13 protein-coding genes are annotated in these 15694 nt (G+C 65.7%); 8 read left to right on the top strand and 5 right to left on the bottom strand.

The features are described 5' to 3' along the window. The first annotated feature begins 88 nt into the window (after positions 1 to 88). From ACZ5KU_RS03640 to ACZ5KU_RS03655, 4 genes are all read left to right on the top strand, one after another. Positions 89 to 2455, top strand: coding sequence for a hybrid sensor histidine kinase/response regulator (locus ACZ5KU_RS03640; RefSeq protein WP_464736840.1), 2367 nt, complete (start codon positions 89 to 91; stop codon positions 2453 to 2455). 76 nt (positions 2456 to 2531) lie between these two features. Then, positions 2532 to 4181, top strand: coding sequence for an acyl-CoA dehydrogenase family protein (locus tag ACZ5KU_RS03645; protein ID WP_054057107.1), 1650 nt, complete (start codon positions 2532 to 2534; stop codon positions 4179 to 4181). A 90-nt stretch (positions 4182 to 4271) separates the two neighbouring features. After that, positions 4272 to 5735, top strand: coding sequence for an AMP nucleosidase (gene amn / locus ACZ5KU_RS03650; RefSeq protein ID WP_054057108.1), 1464 nt, complete (start codon positions 4272 to 4274; stop codon positions 5733 to 5735). A 239-nt stretch (positions 5736 to 5974) separates the two neighbouring features. Next, positions 5975 to 6607, top strand: a complete 633-nt coding sequence (locus ACZ5KU_RS03655) for a pseudouridine synthase (protein ID WP_054061507.1) — start codon at positions 5975 to 5977, stop codon at positions 6605 to 6607. On the opposite strand, the gene ACZ5KU_RS03660 is transcribed toward ACZ5KU_RS03655, so the two are convergent. Together ACZ5KU_RS03660 and ACZ5KU_RS03665 are read right to left on the bottom strand one after the other, a co-directional pair. After that, a complete protein-coding gene (locus ACZ5KU_RS03660; RefSeq protein ID WP_017903158.1) occupies positions 6602 to 6811 on the bottom strand; it encodes a DUF2788 domain-containing protein in 210 nt (69 codons plus the stop codon). The genes ACZ5KU_RS03655 and ACZ5KU_RS03660 overlap by 6 nt on opposite strands. A gap of 99 nt (positions 6812 to 6910) precedes the next feature. Then, on the bottom strand, positions 6911 to 7390 hold the full coding sequence (locus ACZ5KU_RS03665; RefSeq protein ID WP_054061508.1) for an Lrp/AsnC family transcriptional regulator: 480 nt from the start codon (positions 7388 to 7390) through the stop codon (positions 6911 to 6913). Positions 7391 to 7820: 430 nt separating this feature from the next. Here ACZ5KU_RS03665 and ACZ5KU_RS03670 point away from each other — a divergent pair, with 430 nt between their 5' ends. Further along, positions 7821 to 8957 carry a DUF6515 family protein gene (locus ACZ5KU_RS03670; protein ID WP_054061506.1) on the top strand — a complete coding sequence of 379 codons (1137 nt, stop codon included), beginning with the start codon at positions 7821 to 7823 and terminating at the stop codon, positions 8955 to 8957. Here ACZ5KU_RS03670 and ACZ5KU_RS03675 read toward each other — a convergent pair whose 3' ends face one another. Together ACZ5KU_RS03675 and ACZ5KU_RS03680 are read right to left on the bottom strand one after the other, a co-directional pair. Continuing rightward, positions 8958 to 9848, bottom strand: a complete 891-nt coding sequence (locus tag ACZ5KU_RS03675) for a cation diffusion facilitator family transporter (RefSeq protein ID WP_054061505.1) — start codon at positions 9846 to 9848, stop codon at positions 8958 to 8960. It abuts the gene before it with no gap. 28 nt (positions 9849 to 9876) lie between these two features. Continuing rightward, on the bottom strand, positions 9877 to 10296 hold the full coding sequence (locus ACZ5KU_RS03680; RefSeq protein ID WP_054061504.1) for a hypothetical protein: 420 nt from the start codon (positions 10294 to 10296) through the stop codon (positions 9877 to 9879). 108 nt (positions 10297 to 10404) lie between these two features. Here ACZ5KU_RS03680 and hrpB point away from each other — a divergent pair, with 108 nt between their 5' ends. Beyond that, positions 10405 to 12936 carry an ATP-dependent helicase HrpB gene (gene hrpB / locus ACZ5KU_RS03685; protein ID WP_464736841.1) on the top strand — a complete coding sequence of 844 codons (2532 nt, stop codon included), beginning with the start codon at positions 10405 to 10407 and terminating at the stop codon, positions 12934 to 12936. Between the two features lie 43 nt (positions 12937 to 12979). Here hrpB and ACZ5KU_RS03690 read toward each other — a convergent pair whose 3' ends face one another. Next, positions 12980 to 13924 carry a GlxA family transcriptional regulator gene (locus tag ACZ5KU_RS03690; RefSeq protein WP_054063746.1) on the bottom strand — a complete coding sequence of 315 codons (945 nt, stop codon included), beginning with the start codon at positions 13922 to 13924 and terminating at the stop codon, positions 12980 to 12982. Between the two features lie 109 nt (positions 13925 to 14033). Here ACZ5KU_RS03690 and ACZ5KU_RS03695 point away from each other — a divergent pair, with 109 nt between their 5' ends. Both ACZ5KU_RS03695 and ACZ5KU_RS03700 read left to right on the top strand, forming a co-directional pair. Beyond that, positions 14034 to 14831, top strand: coding sequence for an SDR family NAD(P)-dependent oxidoreductase (locus ACZ5KU_RS03695; protein WP_054058674.1), 798 nt, complete (start codon positions 14034 to 14036; stop codon positions 14829 to 14831). Between the two features lie 28 nt (positions 14832 to 14859). Further along, the gene (locus tag ACZ5KU_RS03700; RefSeq protein ID WP_054058675.1) at positions 14860 to 15624 is read left to right on the top strand and encodes an SDR family oxidoreductase; all 765 of its coding nucleotides are present in this window, start codon (positions 14860 to 14862) and stop codon (positions 15622 to 15624) included. Positions 15625 to 15694 lie beyond the last annotated feature (70 nt).

The raw sequence follows: 15694 nt of genomic DNA on the forward strand, positions 1-15694 counted from the left end.
TCCAAACGAATAACAGGCTATGCGGCATCACGTCGTCTCAAGGGAATGGGGGCTCCTGACGCGACCGGAATGGCCATGCTGGGGCTGTATGCGCTATTTGCTGATGATGTTGTTGAGCTTGCTGCCGCTGATGGCGAGCGCAGTCGAGTTTGATGAATCCACTCAGAGCCTGCCCCTGGGCCGGGTCATGCAAGTGTTCGAGGACGTGGGCGGCCAGGCCGCTATCGCGCAAATTGCCTCGCCCGCCATGGCCGGCCACTTTCGTCAGCACGACAAGGACGCGCTCAACGCCGGTTATTCGCAATCGGCGTTCTGGCTCAAGGTCGACCTGACCTACAAGCCGAAAAATCCCGACGCACGGCGAACCTGGCTGCTGGAACTGGCCTACCCGCCGATGGACCACATCGACCTCTACCTGCCGGACGCCAGCGGCGAATACCGTCTGAACCAGCGTACCGGTGATGAATTGCCCTTCGCCAGCCGGCCTATCAAGCAGAACAACTACCTGTTCGAGCTGGATTTCGCCCCGAACGAAAGCAAGACCGTCTACCTGCGCCTGCAGACCGCGGGTTCGGTCCAGGCGCCGCTGAGCCTGTGGTCGAGCCAGGCCTACCTGGAGGAGCAGCCGGTGCGCCTGTACGTGCTCGGGCTGATCTATGGCGTGCTGTTGGGGATGCTGGTCTACAACCTGTTCATCTACCTCAGCGTGCGCGACACCAGCTACCTCTATTACATCTTCTATATCGCCTCGTTCGGCTTCTACCAGTTGTCGGTCAACGGTGCGGCGGTCCAGTACTTCTGGCCGAACAACCCCTGGTGGGCCAACGCCGCGACGCCGTTCCTGATCGGTTCGGCGGGTTTCTTCGGTTGCCAGTTTTCCCGCCGCTTCCTGAATACGGCGGCCCACAGTCGCTGGCTGGATCGCCTGTTGCGGCTGTTGATGGCGGTGGGGGCGCTGGTCATGGCGTTGTCGCTGATGAGCGGCTATGCGCTGGCCCTGCGCCTGGCAACGGCGCTGGCCCTGGCCTTTACCGTGACCATCTTCTTCGCCGGGCTCAGTGCCTGGTACCGCGGCCAGAGGGTGGCCCGCTATTTCATCATCGCCTGGTCGGCGTTCCTGCTGGGCGGGTTGGTCAACACCCTGATGGTGCTGGGCTATCTGCCGAACATGTTCCTGACCATGTACGCCAGCCAGATCGGCTCGGCCCTGGAGGTTGGCCTGTTGTCGCTGGCCCTGGCCGACCGGATCAATGCCATGCGTGAACAGCAGGCGCAGACCCTGCTGGAGTCCGGGCAGAAACTGGAAGTGCTGAACCAGGAACTGGCCAACAGCAATCGCCTCAAGGACGAGTTCCTGGCGACGGTCACCCATGAATTGCGCACGCCGATGAATGGGGTGATCGGTTCGCTGGAACTGATGCAGACCCTGGAACTGAATCCGGAACTGGAGCAGTACCAGCAGACGGCCGCCGGTTCGGCGCGGGACATGATGCGCATGGTCAACGGTCTGCTCACCCTCACCGAGCTGCAGGCCGGGCGGCTCAAGGTGTATCCGCAGGCTTTCAGTCTGCGGGGCCTGCTCAAGGGCCTGCAGGAACAGTTCGCCGGGAATGTGCTGAACAAGGGGCTGCATTTCTCCGTCGAAGTGGCCGACGAACTGCCCGACAGCCTCCACGGCGATGCGACGAAAATCGTCCAGTGCCTGGAGTGCCTGGTGGACAATGCCATCAAGTTCACCCGTGAAGGCGGGCTGGTGTTGCGGGTGATCGGCCACTCGGCCGAGCCCGGGCACCTGACCCTGTCCTTTGCCGTGATCGACAGCGGAATCGGTTTCACCCATCTGGACGAAGCCACGCTGTACCAGCGGTTCTTCCAGCTCGATGGCTCGATGACCCGCGAATACGGCGGCCTGGGCATTGGCCTGGCGATCTGCCGGCAACTGATCGAACTGCTGGGTGGGCGCATGACTCACCAATCCGAACCGGGCATGGGCAGCCGCTTCCAGATCGAGGTCGATGTGACGGTGTCGGCGCCGCGGCTTTCCCGGCCATTGTCGACACCGCGCAAGCCGCAGGAGTGCACGGTGTTGCTGGTGGACGGCAATGAGGTCAGCCAGTTGGTGGTCAGGGGCATGCTTCTCAAGCTCGGCTATCGGGTGCTGACCGCCAACGTGCCTCGGGCGGCCATCGACCTGTTGCGGCAGGACAGTGTCGACGCGCTGCTGCTCGATAGTGCGGCCGAACCGCAGGGGGCGGCGATATTGTGCGAGCAGGTACGCCTCGCGCAGGTGCCGATCCTGGCGCTGACCGGCCTTGTCAATGGCGTGGAGCACGAGGGGGCCCGGGCCGCTGGCGTCACCGATTACCTGCACAAGCCGGTGCGTTTCGAGGAGTTGCAGAGTGTCCTGGCGCGGCGGCTGTTGAGTCAGATGGAGGGCGAAAGCGCCGGCATTTAGGCGTATATGCCACTTTTTTCCCGGTGTGCTGCATGATTCACTGGCCTTCCAGGTACTTCCTGCAGGAGCAGCCCCGATGAATCTCCATCAGTACGCCGAAACCCACGAAGTCACCAATCAGCCACCCTCGCTCGATGGCGCCAACCTCTACCGGATCGACCTGCCGCTGCAGGAGTGGTCGCGGCGCCTTGGCGCCGGTTGGGCGCAGGCCCGTATCGACGAGTATGGGGCGCTGGCCGGAGGGCCGCTGATGGAGGCGGGTTTCCAGGCCAACCAGAACAAGCCGGTGTTCGTCAGCCATGACCGCTATGGTCATCGCCAGGACCTGGTGGAGTTTCATCCTGCCTATCACGAGCTGATGCGTACCGCCATCGAGCACGGCCTGCCCTCGCTGCCCTGGACCGACCCGCAGGACGGTGCCCACGTGGCCCGCGCCGCGATGACTTACCTGCACAGCCAGGCCGAGGCCGGCACCGGCTGTCCGCTGACGATGACCTTCGCCTGCGTGCCGGCCCTGAGGCTGCAGGCGGACATCGCCGGGCAGTGGCTGCCGAGCATCCTCAGCACCCGCTATGACCCGCGTAATGTCGGAATCGCCCACAAGAGCGGCGCCACCATCGGCATGGCCATGACCGAGAAGCAGGGCGGCACGGATGTCCGGGCCAACACCACGCGCGCGTATCCCGTCGGCGCTGGCGGTCCCGGCCAGCCCTATGAGCTGGTGGGGCACAAGTGGTTCTGCTCGGCACCGATGTGCGACGCTTTCCTCACCCTGGCCCAGACCGACAAGGGCCTGACCTGTTTCCTGCTGCCGCGGCACCGCCCGGACGACAGCCGCAACCAGTTCTACATCCAGCGCCTGAAAAACAAGCTGGGCAATTGCTCGAACGCCTCGAGCGAAGTGGAATTTCGTGGCGCCCTGGCCTGGATGATCGGCGAAGAAGGGCGTGGCGTGCCGACCATCATCGAGATGGTGGCGATGACCCGCTTCGATTGCATGGTCGGCTCCAGTGCCCTGATGCGCCAGGCCCTGACCCAGGCCAGCCACCACTGTGCGCATCGACGGGTCGGTGGGCGCCTGCTGAGTGAGCAGCCGCTGATGCAGAACGTGCTGGCGGACCTGGCGCTGGAGAGCGAGGCGGCCCTGGCCCTGAGCCTGCGCATGGGCCAGGCGCTGGACCGCCTGGGAGATGAGCGCGAGGCCCGCTTCGCCCGGCTGGTCACGGCGGTGGGCAAGTACTGGATCTGCAAGCGGGCGCCGGCGATGATCAACGAGGCGGCCGAATGCATGGGCGGCGCCGGCTACGTGGAAGACAGCATCCTGCCGCGGCTGTACCGCGAGGCACCGGTGAACTCGACCTGGGAAGGTTCGGGGAACGTGCAGTGCCTGGATGTACTGCGCTCGCTGTCGAAGGAGCCGGGGGTGCTCGAAGTGCTGTTCGACGAGCTGGGCGATGGTCATGGCGACCCGCGCCTGGCCCGGCATATCGGGCAACTCAGGCAGGCGTTCGCCGATACCGGCGACATCCAGTACCGTGCCCGGCAACTGACCGAGGACATCGCCCTGGCCCTGCAGGCCAAGCTGCTGCTGGAGGCGGGCAACTCGGCGGTCAGCGACGGTTTCATCGCCGGGCGCCTGGACGGCGCTGGCCGGGTCTACGGCACCTTGCCACGCGGGGTGAATGTCGAAGCCATCGTTGCCCGTTCGACCCCGCAGGGCTTCTGATCGCGTGGCGGAACGAAACGCCGATGTTCCCGTCCGACGAGGTTGCAGGCAAGATGAGGGCCTGCAACATCAAAAGACAGGATACTCTCCGTGACCGAAGCTTTTATTGTCGTGCAAACCCCCGAGCAGGCCGTCGACCGCCTGGCCGAACTCCACGAGCGTGCGACGACCGCCCTGAGCCAGGCGCTCAAGCGCTATCTCAAGGACCGCGTCGAACCCGACGCCGACCAGCGCGCCCTGTTCCGTTACCCCGAACTGCGCCTGACCTACACCTATCAGGGCGAGGTTCCGACGACCACTCGCGCCTATGCCAAGGTCCAGTTGCCGGGCACCTACAGCGCCACCGTCACCCATCCCAGGGCGTTTCGCAAATATCTGCTGGAACAGCTGGTGCCGTTGATGCGCGATTTCACCGTGACGGTGGAAGTCGGTGTCAGCGAGCAGAACATTCCCTATCCGTACGTGGTCGAGCAGGGCGATGAACTGGCCGGTTCCGGCGTGACCGCCGCGGCCCTGGCACGGGTGTTCCCGAGTACCGACCTGTCCGCCGCCACCGACGATATCGCCGATGGCCTGCACGACTGGGAAAACGCCGAGCCGCTGCCGCTGGGGCTGTTCGATGCGGCCCGGGTCGACTTTTCCCTGCGTCGCCTGGTGCACTACACCGGCAGCGACTGGCGCCATGTGCAGCCGTGGATTCTGCTGACCAACTATCACCGCTACGTAGACCAGTTCATCCTCCATGGCCTGGAACAACTGCGCGACGATCCGCGTTTCGTGCGCATGGTGCTGCCGGGCAACGTGATCATCGACAAGGGCATGGACTACGCCGAGGCCCAGGCGGTGGCGGCCGCGGTGGTCTGGCACCGCTACCAGATGCCGGCCTATCACCTGCAGGCCGCGGATGGTCATGGCGTGACCCTGGTCAACATCGGCGTCGGTCCGTCCAACGCCAAGAACATCACCGACCACCTGGCGGTGCTGCGTCCGCATTGCTGGCTGATGATCGGCCACTGCGGCGGCCTGCGCCAATCCCAGACCATCGGCGACTACGTGCTGGCCCACGCCTACATGCGCCGTGACGGCATCCTCGACCGGGTGGTGCCGCCGAACATCCCGATTCCGGCCCTGGCCGAAGTGCAACTGGCGCTGCAGGAAGCGGCTGCGAATGTCACCGGCGACAAGGGCGACGACCTGAAGAAGCGCCTGCGTACCGGTACCGTGCTGACTTACGACGACCGCAACTGGGAATTGCGCTGGGCCCAGGAGCGTCCGTTGATCAACCTGTCCCGTGCCGTGGCGGTGGACATGGAAAGCGGCACCATCGCCGCCCAGGGCTATCGCCTGCGTGTGCCCTACGGGACGTTGCTGTGCGTATCGGACAAGCCGTTGCACAGCGAAATCAAGCTGCCGGGGTCGGCGAACGCGTTCTATGAGCGGGCGGTCAGCCAGCACCTGAAGATCGGCATCGCCGCGGTGGACCTGCTGCGTACCGAGCTGCACTCGCTGCACTCGCGCAAGCTGCGCAGTTTCGACGAGCCGCCGTTCCGCTGATATCGCTGGCGTGGGCGGCCGCGGAGTCTTGTGTCGCCCAGGTTGACGCTTTCGCGGGCAGGCCCGGCTCCTACAGTACCGCGTCGTATACAAAATCTGTGAACGACGCAGTACTGTAGGAGCCGGGCTTGCCCGCGAAGCTTTTATTATCCTCGAAAGCATTGGTCATGGCCCGTCTGGAAATAATCCCCGGCACGCCCTAGCATGACGGCTCCTGATCCTCAGATGTCCACTTCGCCATGCCTCGTCCCCCCCGTCCCATCGCCCGCCGTTCGGCGGCGAAAAGCCCTGTCGCTCCCCGTCGTGTCGCCAAGGCGCCGCCGCGCGAGCCCAAGCTGATCCTGTTCAACAAGCCGTTCGATGTGCTGACCCAGTTCAGCGACGGTGAGGGAAGGGCAACGCTCAAGGACTTCATCGATGTGGCGGGTGTCTACCCGGCCGGCCGTCTGGACCGCGACAGCGAGGGGCTGTTGCTGTTGACCAACGACGGCCAGCTCCAGGCGCGCATCGCCGACCCGAAGCACAAGCTGGCGAAAACCTACTGGGTGCAGGTCGAGGGCATTCCCACGGCGGAGCAGATCGAGCGTTTGTGCAAGGGCGTCGAGTTGAACGATGGCATGACCCTGCCGGCCCAGGCCCGGCTGCTCGAGGAACCCCAGCTCTGGCCGCGCAACCCACCGGTGCGCTTTCGCCAGAGTATCCCCACCCGTTGGCTGGAACTGACCATCCGCGAAGGCCGCAACCGCCAGGTGCGGCGGATGACGGCGGCGGTGGGCCTGCCGACCCTGCGCCTGGTACGGGTGCGGATTGGCGACTGGACGCTCGACGGGCTCGACCAGGGCCAGTGGAAGGAAGTCCCGGCGCGGTTATAGCGAGCCGGACTCGATCAGGCCGATCACCACGCTCTTGATCACGAACGCCGCCACGCCCAGGCCCAGCACGAAAAACAGGATCAGCGTACCGAAGCGTCCGGCCTTGGACTTTTTCGCCAGGTCCCAGACGATGAAACCCATGAAAATGATCAGGATGCTGACCAGGCCGGTCATCATCCATTCTTCGAAAACGGCAGGATCCATCGGGACTCTCCAGCACACGCGAGGTAAAAAGCCCGCCGAGTATACGCCAGCGAAGAATCGGCCGGCATTGACCTGCGGCGGTTTGCCTCAGATCCCGGTTCAGTTGCGCAGGTGATTCAACGGCAACTCGGTGCTGTTGAGCACCTGGTTGAGCACGAAGCTGGAGCGCACGCTGGTCACCCCTTCGATACGGGTCAGGTGGCCGAGCAGCAGTTTCTGGTAGTGATCCATGTCGGCCACCACCACCTTCAACTGGTAGTCGGCATCCATCCCGGTGACCAGGCTGCACTCCAGTACCTGCGGCAAGCTGCGGATCGCCGCCTCGAAGTTCTCGAAGCGTTCAGGGGTGTGCCGGTCCATGCCGATCAACACGTAGGCGGTCAGGCTCAAGCCGAGCTTCTTGCGGTCCAGCAGGGCGACCTGGCGCGAGATGTAGCCGTCGTCTTCCAATTGCTTGACCCGCCGCGAACAGGGCGATGGCGACAGGCCGATGCGTTCGGCCAGCTCCTGGTTGGAGATGCGGGCATCGCGCTGCAATTCCGCCAGAATGCTCAGGTCGTATCGGTCGAGTTTGCTCATCATTCAGACCTTTATCATAACAATTGCGCTGAATTATCCATCTGAAGCGAAATATTGCGCAAGTCATGTTTATTCGAGCAATGTTCGCAATCGCCTGCCGCCGCTGTCGGCCTATTCTTATCACCAGAATCACTGCAACACGAATCACTGCCCGGACATCGAGTCCACAGCGGTCCGCCGAATCAGGCGCGCCGCGGCCGGCAATCCCACAGGGTTGTGCAGGCCCCCGGGCTACACACGGTCCAGAAGACGGTGTGAGGTGAGCCGGCGTCAAAAGCGTCGAGCACGGACGAAATTCCCCAAAGGGAGGCTGACGAGCCTCCCTTTTTTATTGGGCGTAAAATAAGTCGCGTGACTGATAAAGTGTTGCAGAACCGGAATCCGCTTTCCCAGTCTTATGGTCATGCCCTGAACCGCAGTGAGGAACCGAATGAAATCGCGCATCTGGCGTCTGGCAGGTGTTGGCTTGCTCTGTATGAGTGTTGGTGCGCAAGCGCTGGCTGAAGATCGGGGTGACGATAATCAGCAACATCCCCATCCCAACGGTGGCCAGCGTGGCCCCGAAGGGCGGCCGGGCGGTCATGAGGAGCGGCCGGGGAACAATCAGCCGCGCCCGGAGAACGTCCAGCCGCGTCCGCAGACACCAGAGGTTCGCCCGCAGGCACCCCAGGCCCGTCCGGAGATGACCCCGTTCCATCCGCAGAACAGCCAGCCCCGTCCGGAGAACAACCCGCACTTCGAGCGGCGCGAGCAGAACTTCGGCGGCCAGTGGCAGCCGCGTCCACCCCAGAACGATCCCAACCAGCAGAGTCGCCCGGCGCCACAGCCGCAGAACAACCTGCCGATCCAGAGCCGGCCCGATACCGTGCGCCAGACCCAGGAGCCGCTGCGTGGCAACTACTCGGACATTCCCCGGCGCAACGGCTACAACCCCGGCTGGCAGCCCGGCGGCTACAACGGCCGGCCCGGTGGCAACTTCGATCACCCCAACGACCACCGCTGGCCGGGGCGGCCGTCCGGCCATGGCAATGGCTGGGGCCCCGGGCCGCAGTATCGTCCCGGTTATGTGATCGACCGTTTCCCCGACCGCAACTGGCGGGTGCCGTATCGCGGGCAGGACTACTTCTTCTCCGGCGGCTACTGGTATCGCCCGCAGGGGCCACGTTATGTGGTGGTCGCCCCACCGCGCGGGATCCGTATCAGCTACCTGCCCGACTATGCACGGGAAGTCTGGGTCGGCAGCACGCTGTTCTTCCTTGCGGCAGGCGCCTACTACCTCTATCAGGAAGATACCCAGGACTACGTGGTGGTCGATCCGCCCGCCGCCGCGCCACAGGTGGCGCCGGCGCCATCGGGCAATGGCTATGACGTGGTGGCCTACCCGGCCAACGGCCAGAGCCCCGAGCAGGTGCAGCAGGATGGCGAGGACTGCTATCGCTGGGCCGTGCAGCAGAGCGGCTTCGACCCGGCCCGGGCCACTTATGCCCCGGACCCCTCGGTGGTGCAGACCTACCGCCAGGCACAGGGCAACTGCCTGAGCAGCCGCGGCTACCAGGTCAACTACTGATCAGTCGCGGCGCTTCACCACTTCCCGAGGGTCGGCGTGCACCAGCACTTCGGCCTTCGGGTAAACGGCGCTGATCGCATCGGCGGCCTGGTCGCTCAGGCCATGGGCCACCGACAGCGTCAATTCCCCCGGCAACTCCAGGTGCAACTGCACGAACCAGTGGTTGCCCGACACCCGCGTACGCAGGTCATGGGCGCCGAGCACACCCGGCACGCCCTTGGCGAGCTCCAGCATGTGCTGGCTGATTTCGGGCGACAGTTCCTCGTCCATCAGCACGGCAAAACTCTCGCGGCCGATCTGGATCGCACTCCACAGGATGTAGGCCGAGATCCCCAGGCCGAACCAGGCGTCCACCTGGGCGAAGCCGAGGCTGGCGAAGACCAGGGCCAGCAGGATGCTGCCGTTGAGCAGCATGTCCGAGCGGTAATGCAGCGAGTCGGCGCGCACGGCGGTGGAGCCGGTGGCACGGATGACCCGGTGTTGCAGCACCAGCAGCGCGGCCGTGAGCGCCAGCGACAGCACGATCACGCCGATGCTCAGCCAGGGCGCGCCGACCGGCTCCGGATGGCGGATCCGTTCCACCGCCTGTACCGCGATCAGAATGGCGCTGCCGGCAATGAACAGCGCCTGGGCCATGCCGGACAGCGACTCGGCCTTGCCATGGCCGTAGCGGTGATCGTCATCCGCCGGGCGCAGCGCATAGTGCACCGCCAGCAGGTTGAGGAACGAGGTCACGCCGTCGAGCGCCGAGTCGGTCAGGCCGGCGAGCATGCTCACCGAGCCGCTCAGCCACCAGGCGATGGCCTTGGTCACGATCAGGATACTGGCGACCGCCACCGAGGCCCGTGTGGCCAGGCGCAGCAGGCGAGCGTGTTCGGGGCTGTTGCTCATGCAGGTGCGGTCCTTGTGCGGGCGGGTATCAGGCGGAAGGTTGCAGGCCGTACAGCGCCAGTTGCTGCAGGCTGCCCTTGTGCTGAATCAGCCGCGGATCGTTCAGCGGCAGGCTCTGGCCCAGTTCGGTCTGGATGATGGCCTGCAGTTTCTGGTTGTCCACCCGGCCATCGGTGCCAATGGATTCATGGAGTTTTTCCGGGGCGATCTGCGCGGTGGTGCCGTTGGGCAGGTAGATGGCGCCGGTGGCGAAGTCGATGCCGAAGGCGATCAGCCCGGGGATGACATAGAACAGGATGCCGATGGCATCGAGGCCGGCGACCAGCGGGTCGATCTTGCCTTCGATCTGGCCACGGCGGTCGGGGAAAAAGATCGAGCCACAGGCGGTCAACTGGGTCAGCAGGGTGGCAACCACGACGCCGCCGATAACGCGCGAAGAAATACGCATGCAAGGATCTCCTGGGGGAAAGGCCAACTATACAAGGGTCAACGAATAAGACCGTGATTAATGCAGCTCGGTTCGCCGTTATACTCGGCGGCCTGTTCTGGAGCCACCATGATTTCCTTGCCGATTGATGAAGTTTTGCCTGCCCTGCGCCAGGCCCTGGGCGAACGCCACGAAACCGTGCTCGAAGCCCCGCCCGGCGCGGGCAAGACCACCCGGGTGCCATTGGCGCTGCTGCACGAGCCGTGGCTGGCCGGCCAAACCATCCTGATGCTCGAACCTCGGCGCCTGGCGGCCCGTGCGGCGGCCGAGCGGCTGGCGGCGGAGCTGGGGGAAAAGGTCGGCGAAACCGTGGGTTATCGTATCCGCCTGGAGAGCAAGGTGGGCCCCGGCACGCGGATCGAAGTGGTCACGGAAGGTATCCTGACCCGGCGCCTGCAGGATGACCCGGCCCTGGAGGGCGTCGGCCTGCTGATCTTCGACGAGTTCCACGAGCGCAGCCTGGACGCCGACCTGGCCCTGGCCCTGAGCCTCAATGGTCGCGAGATGTTTCGTGACGAGCAGCCGCTGAAGATCCTGCTGATGTCGGCGACCCTGGAGGGCGAGCGCCTGTCCAGCCTGCTGGGGGACGCGCCGGTGGTGCGCAGCGAGGGCCGCATGTTCCCGGTGGCGACCCGTTGGGGGCGGCCTTTCCAGCCCGGCGAGTTCATCGAGCCGCGGGTGGTGCAGACGGTGCACGAAGCGGTCAGCGATGAAAGCGGCAGCCTGCTGGTGTTCCTGCCGGGGCAGGCTGAGATCCGCCGCGTGCATCAGCAACTGGAGGAAGCCCTGGGCAGCCGCCCGGAGATCCTGCTCTGCCCGTTGCATGGCGAGCTGGACCTGGCGGCCCAGCGTGCGGCCATCGAGCCGGCCCCGGCGGGCAAGCGCAAGGTGGTGCTGGCGACCAACATCGCCGAAACCAGCCTGACCATTGACGGCGTGCGGGTGGTGATCGACGCCGGGCTGGCGCGGGTGCCGCGCTTCGACCCGGGCAGCGGCATGACCCGCCTGGATACCCAGCGCATTTCCCGCGCGAGTGCGACCCAGCGTGCCGGCCGGGCCGGGCGCCTGGAGCCGGGAGTGTGCTATCGGCTGTGGTCCGAGGCCCAGCATGAACAACTGGCGGCCTACGGCAGCGCCGAGATTCTCCAGGCCGACCTGGCCGGGCTGGCCCTGCAACTGGCGCGCTGGGGCGTGGCGGTCGAGCAACTGGTCTGGCTCGATGTGCCCCCGGCCGCGGCGTTTGCCCAGGCCCGCGACCTGCTCCAGCGCCTGGGGGCCCTGGCGGTTAGGCCGGGCGAGGCACCGACGCTGACCCGCCATGGCCAGGCCATGGCTGAGCTGCCGGCGCATCCGCGTATCGCCCACCTGCTGTTGCGTGGCCAGGCGCTGGGTCTGGCGAACATGGCCTGCGATGTCGCGGCCCTGCTCGGCGAGCGCGATATCCAGCGTGGCGGTGGTGCCGACCTGCACAGCCGCCTGGCCCTGCTGGCGGGTGAGGAGCGGGTGGCCCGCGGTGGACAGGGCGGGGTGCAGCGCGCCCGGCAGTTGGCGCGGCAATACCGGGGTTACCTGCGCGGCAAGGCGACCGAGCCGGTGGCCGATCCCGAGCATTCGCGCTGGCTCGGTGCGCTGCTGGCGCTGGCCTACCCGGACCGGGTCGCCCAGCAGCGCCGCGTCGGTGGTGCGGAATATCGCCTGGCCAACGGCCGCGCGGCGATGTTCAGCGAAACCGACAGTCTGATGAAGCAGCCCTGGCTGGTGATCGCCGACCTCGGCAGTCGCCAGGGGCAGCGCGAAGAGCGGATCTACCTGGCGGCCGAGTTCGACCCCGCTCTGTTCGACACGGTGCTGGCCGAGCAGGTGAGCACTGTCGATCAACTGGACTGGGATGAGCGTGAGGGCGTGCTGCGTGCCGAACGCCAGCGCAAGGTGGGCGAACTGGTGCTCAGTCGCGAGCCGTTGACCGGCCTGGACGAGAGCGCCCGCAGCCAGGCGCTGGTCAACCTGGTGCGGCGCAAGGGCCTCGAACTGTTGCCCTGGACGCCGGAACTGCGCCAGTGGCAGGCGCGGGTGGCCCTGTTGCGCCAGCTTGACCTGGCGGACAAGGGCGAGAGCGAATGGCCGGACGTCAGCGACCCGGCCCTGCTGGCGAGCCTGGAGCACTGGCTGGCACCTTACCTGGGGCGGGTTTCGCGGCTCAGCCACTTCGCCAACCTGGAACTGGCGAGCATCGTCCACAACCTGCTGCCGTGGCCGTTGCCGCAGCGCCTGGACGAACTGGCCCCGCACCATCTGAGCGTGCCGTCGGGCTCGTCGATCCGCCTGGACTACAGCGAGCAGCCGCCGATCCTGGCGGTGCGCCTGCAGGAGCTGTTCGGGCTGGCCGAGACGCCGCGGGTGGCCGGCGGCCGGCAGGTGGTGAAGCTGCACCTGCTGTCTCCGGCGCGACGGCCGGTGCAGGTGACCCAGGATCTGGCGAACTTCTGGCGCAGCACCTATGCCGACGTGAAGAAGGATCTGAAGGGGCGTTACCCCAAGCACTACTGGCCGGATGATCCGCTGGTGGCCGAGGCGACGGCGCGGGCCAAGCCGCGCAAATAACCACCCGACACCGCCCACCTGCAGGCGCGTGATCGGCGTCTGTTCAGCCAACCCGCCGGGCGTCCCGCCGCACCGCCTGCGGCGGCACGCCAAAGCCGCGGATGAACACCTCGCGCATGTGACGCCGGTCCCGGAAGCCGGTTTCCCGGGCCACCACATCCAGGCTGTGGCGGCTCTGCTCGATCATCAACCGCGCCGCCTCCAGCCGCAGGCTCTCCACGGCCCTGGCCGGCGATTGGCCGGTCTCGGCGGTGAACACGCGGGTGAACTGCCGCGGGCTCAGGTGCACCACCTCGGCCAGTTCCTCGACGCTCAACGGGCGGCTCAGGTGCTGGCGGGCATAGTCCAGGGCGCTTTGAATCCGGTCCGACTTGGGGGACAGCGACAGCAGTTCGGAGTGCTGCGACTGTCCGCCGGAGCGGCGTTGATGCATGACCAGGCGGTGTGCCACCGACCGTGCGAGCTCGGGCCCCAGATCCTTCTCCACCATCCCCAGGGTCATGTCCATCCCGGCGGTCATGCCGGCGGAGGTCCATACCGGCCCATCGACGATGTAGATCCGGTCGTCCTCGACCTCGATGTCCGGGTAGTTCGCCTGCAGGTCCGCGGCATAGGCCCAGTGCGTGGTCGCGCGACGATGGTCGAGCACGCCCGCTGCGGCCAGGACAAAGGCACCCGTGCAGATCCCCGCCGTGCGCCGGGCGTTTTCGGTGAAGCCGCGCACACTGTCGAGCACGCCCGCGTCTGGTGGCGTCAGCGGCTCGAGGGTGCCCGCCACCATCCAGCTGTCGGCGAGGCCGGGCTTGCCCAGCGCCAGCGTGTCGATCTGCATGCCCAGGGACGAGCGCACCAGGCCTCCCGCCAGGGAGAAGTTCTGGATCCGGTAGACCGGCTCCCCCGCGACTATGTTGGCGAACTCGAAAACCGCCTGGGTCGCCAGGGACATGACCTGAAAACCTTCGGTCAGCAGATAGCCCACTCGGTGCATGGCAATGCTCCTGTTCTGATGTCCTGAAAAACTACCATATACGTCGTTTAAGACATAGTCGGTTTTCCGCATCATGGCTCCAGTCCCCCACACATGACGGAGCAGCAACATGACTCAGGAACACAAAGGCACCGCCCTCATCACCGGCGCTTCCAGCGGAATCGGTGCCATCTATGCCGAGCGCCTGGCTCGTCGCGGTTACGACCTGGTGCTGGTGGCCCGCAACCGTGACCGCCTCAACATGCTGGCCAGCCGCATCACCACCGACACCCAGCGCAACGTCGAAGTCTTCCCGGCGGACCTGGCCGACTCGCAGGACCTGGCCCGGGTCGAGCGCAAGCTGCGCGAAGACGCGAGCATCACCCTGCTGGTGAACAATGCGGGGATCGGCACCCACACCAGCCTGCTGGAAAGCGACGTGGAGCGGATGGCCGAGATGATCGGCCTCAACGTCACCGCGCTGACCCGCCTGACCTACGCCGCGGTACCGGGCTTCATCGCCCGCCGGCAGGGCGCACTGATCAATATCTCGTCGATCGTCAGCCTGGCCCCGGAACTGCTCAATGGCGTGTACGGCGGCAGCAAGGCGTATGTCACCGCCTTCAGCCAGTCGCTGCACAAGGAGCTGTCGGCACAGGGCATCAAGGTCCAGGCCGTCCTGCCCGGGGCGACCGCGACCGACTTCTGGCAGATCGGCGGCCTGCCGCTGGAAAACCTCGACCCGGGCATCGTGATGTCGGCCTCCGACCTGGTCGACGGCGCCCTGCAGGACTTCGACCGGGATGTGCTGATTTCCATTCCGTCGCTGCATGACCTGCAACCGTTCGAACACTACGAAGCCAGCCGGCAGGCCCTGTTCAGCCAGCTTTCCAGCAACCGCCTGGCGCCTCGCTACAGCGCCAACTGATCCCCGTTCATTGAGAAGGACACGACCCATGAAACTCAGCGCAAACACTGTCTTCATCACCGGCGGCACCTCGGGTATCGGCCGGGCCCTGGCCGAGGCGTTCCACCAGCGTGGCAACCAGGTCATCATCGCCGGCCGGCGCCAGGCCCTGCTGGACGAGATCGCCCGGGCCAACCCGGGGATCGACACCATCCAGTTGGATATCAACGATCCGCAGCAGATCAAGGCGGTCGCCGGGGAAGTCATTCGCCGCCATCCGTCGCTGAACGTGGTCATCAACAACGCCGGCATCATGCCCTTCGACAATCCTGGCTCCGGTGACTATGACGATGAGCAGGCCGTAGGCCTCCTGCAAACCAACCTGCTCGGCCCGGTGCGGATCAGCGCGGCGTTCGTCGAGCATCTCAAGCGCCAGCCCGAGGCGTACATCATCAACAACAGTTCGGTACTGGCCTACCTGCCACTGGCGGCCACGGCCCTGTACTCGGCGACTAAGGCCGCGATCCACTCCTACTCGCTGTCGCAACGTTTCGCCCTGCGTGATACCAGCGTCAAGGTGCTGGAAATCGCGCCGCCGTGGGTGGACACCGACCTGATCCACAAGAGCGGCGACGAGCGCGCCATGCCGCTGGACGAGTTCATCCGCGAAACCCTGGTCAAGCTCGAAACCGCGACCACCGAAGTGCTGGTGGACCGGGTCGTGCCGCTGCGTGCCAACCAGGGCCAGGGCGAGCATGAGCTGATCCACCAGTTCAACCTGTCGCTGGTCGACAACCCGATTCCTGTCGCCTGAGTGGGTGGGCACCTGCCGTGTTCCGGCAGGTGCCCCAGCATTTTCAATGAAACATTGAAGGTCTTGCCCC

The organism is Pseudomonas sp. Tof1, from assembly GCF_055390395.1.

Bases quoted from the DNA above. Each gene is read 5' to 3' on its own strand.
- ACZ5KU_RS03665 (WP_054061508.1), bottom strand. From the start codon at position 7,390: ATGAGCAAACTCGACCGATACGACCTGAGCATTCTGGCGGAATTGCAG.
- ACZ5KU_RS03660 (WP_017903158.1), bottom strand. From the start codon at position 6,811: ATGGATCCTGCCGTTTTCGAAGAATGGATGATGACCGGCCTGGTCAGC.
- ACZ5KU_RS03680 (WP_054061504.1), bottom strand. From the start codon at position 10,296: ATGCGTATTTCTTCGCGCGTTATCGGCGGCGTCGTGGTTGCCACCCTG.
- ACZ5KU_RS03670 (WP_054061506.1), top strand. From the start codon at position 7,821: ATGAAATCGCGCATCTGGCGTCTGGCAGGTGTTGGCTTGCTCTGTATG.
- ACZ5KU_RS03700 (WP_054058675.1), top strand. From the start codon at position 14,860: ATGAAACTCAGCGCAAACACTGTCTTCATCACCGGCGGCACCTCGGGT.
- ACZ5KU_RS03640 (WP_464736840.1), top strand. From the start codon at position 89: ATGCGCTATTTGCTGATGATGTTGTTGAGCTTGCTGCCGCTGATGGCG.
- ACZ5KU_RS03695 (WP_054058674.1), top strand. From the start codon at position 14,034: ATGACTCAGGAACACAAAGGCACCGCCCTCATCACCGGCGCTTCCAGC.
- ACZ5KU_RS03675 (WP_054061505.1), bottom strand. From the start codon at position 9,848: ATGAGCAACAGCCCCGAACACGCTCGCCTGCTGCGCCTGGCCACACGG.
- ACZ5KU_RS03690 (WP_054063746.1), bottom strand. From the start codon at position 13,924: ATGCACCGAGTGGGCTATCTGCTGACCGAAGGTTTTCAGGTCATGTCC.
- ACZ5KU_RS03655 (WP_054061507.1), top strand. From the start codon at position 5,975: ATGCCTCGTCCCCCCCGTCCCATCGCCCGCCGTTCGGCGGCGAAAAGC.
- hrpB (WP_464736841.1), top strand. From the start codon at position 10,405: ATGATTTCCTTGCCGATTGATGAAGTTTTGCCTGCCCTGCGCCAGGCC.
- ACZ5KU_RS03645 (WP_054057107.1), top strand. From the start codon at position 2,532: ATGAATCTCCATCAGTACGCCGAAACCCACGAAGTCACCAATCAGCCA.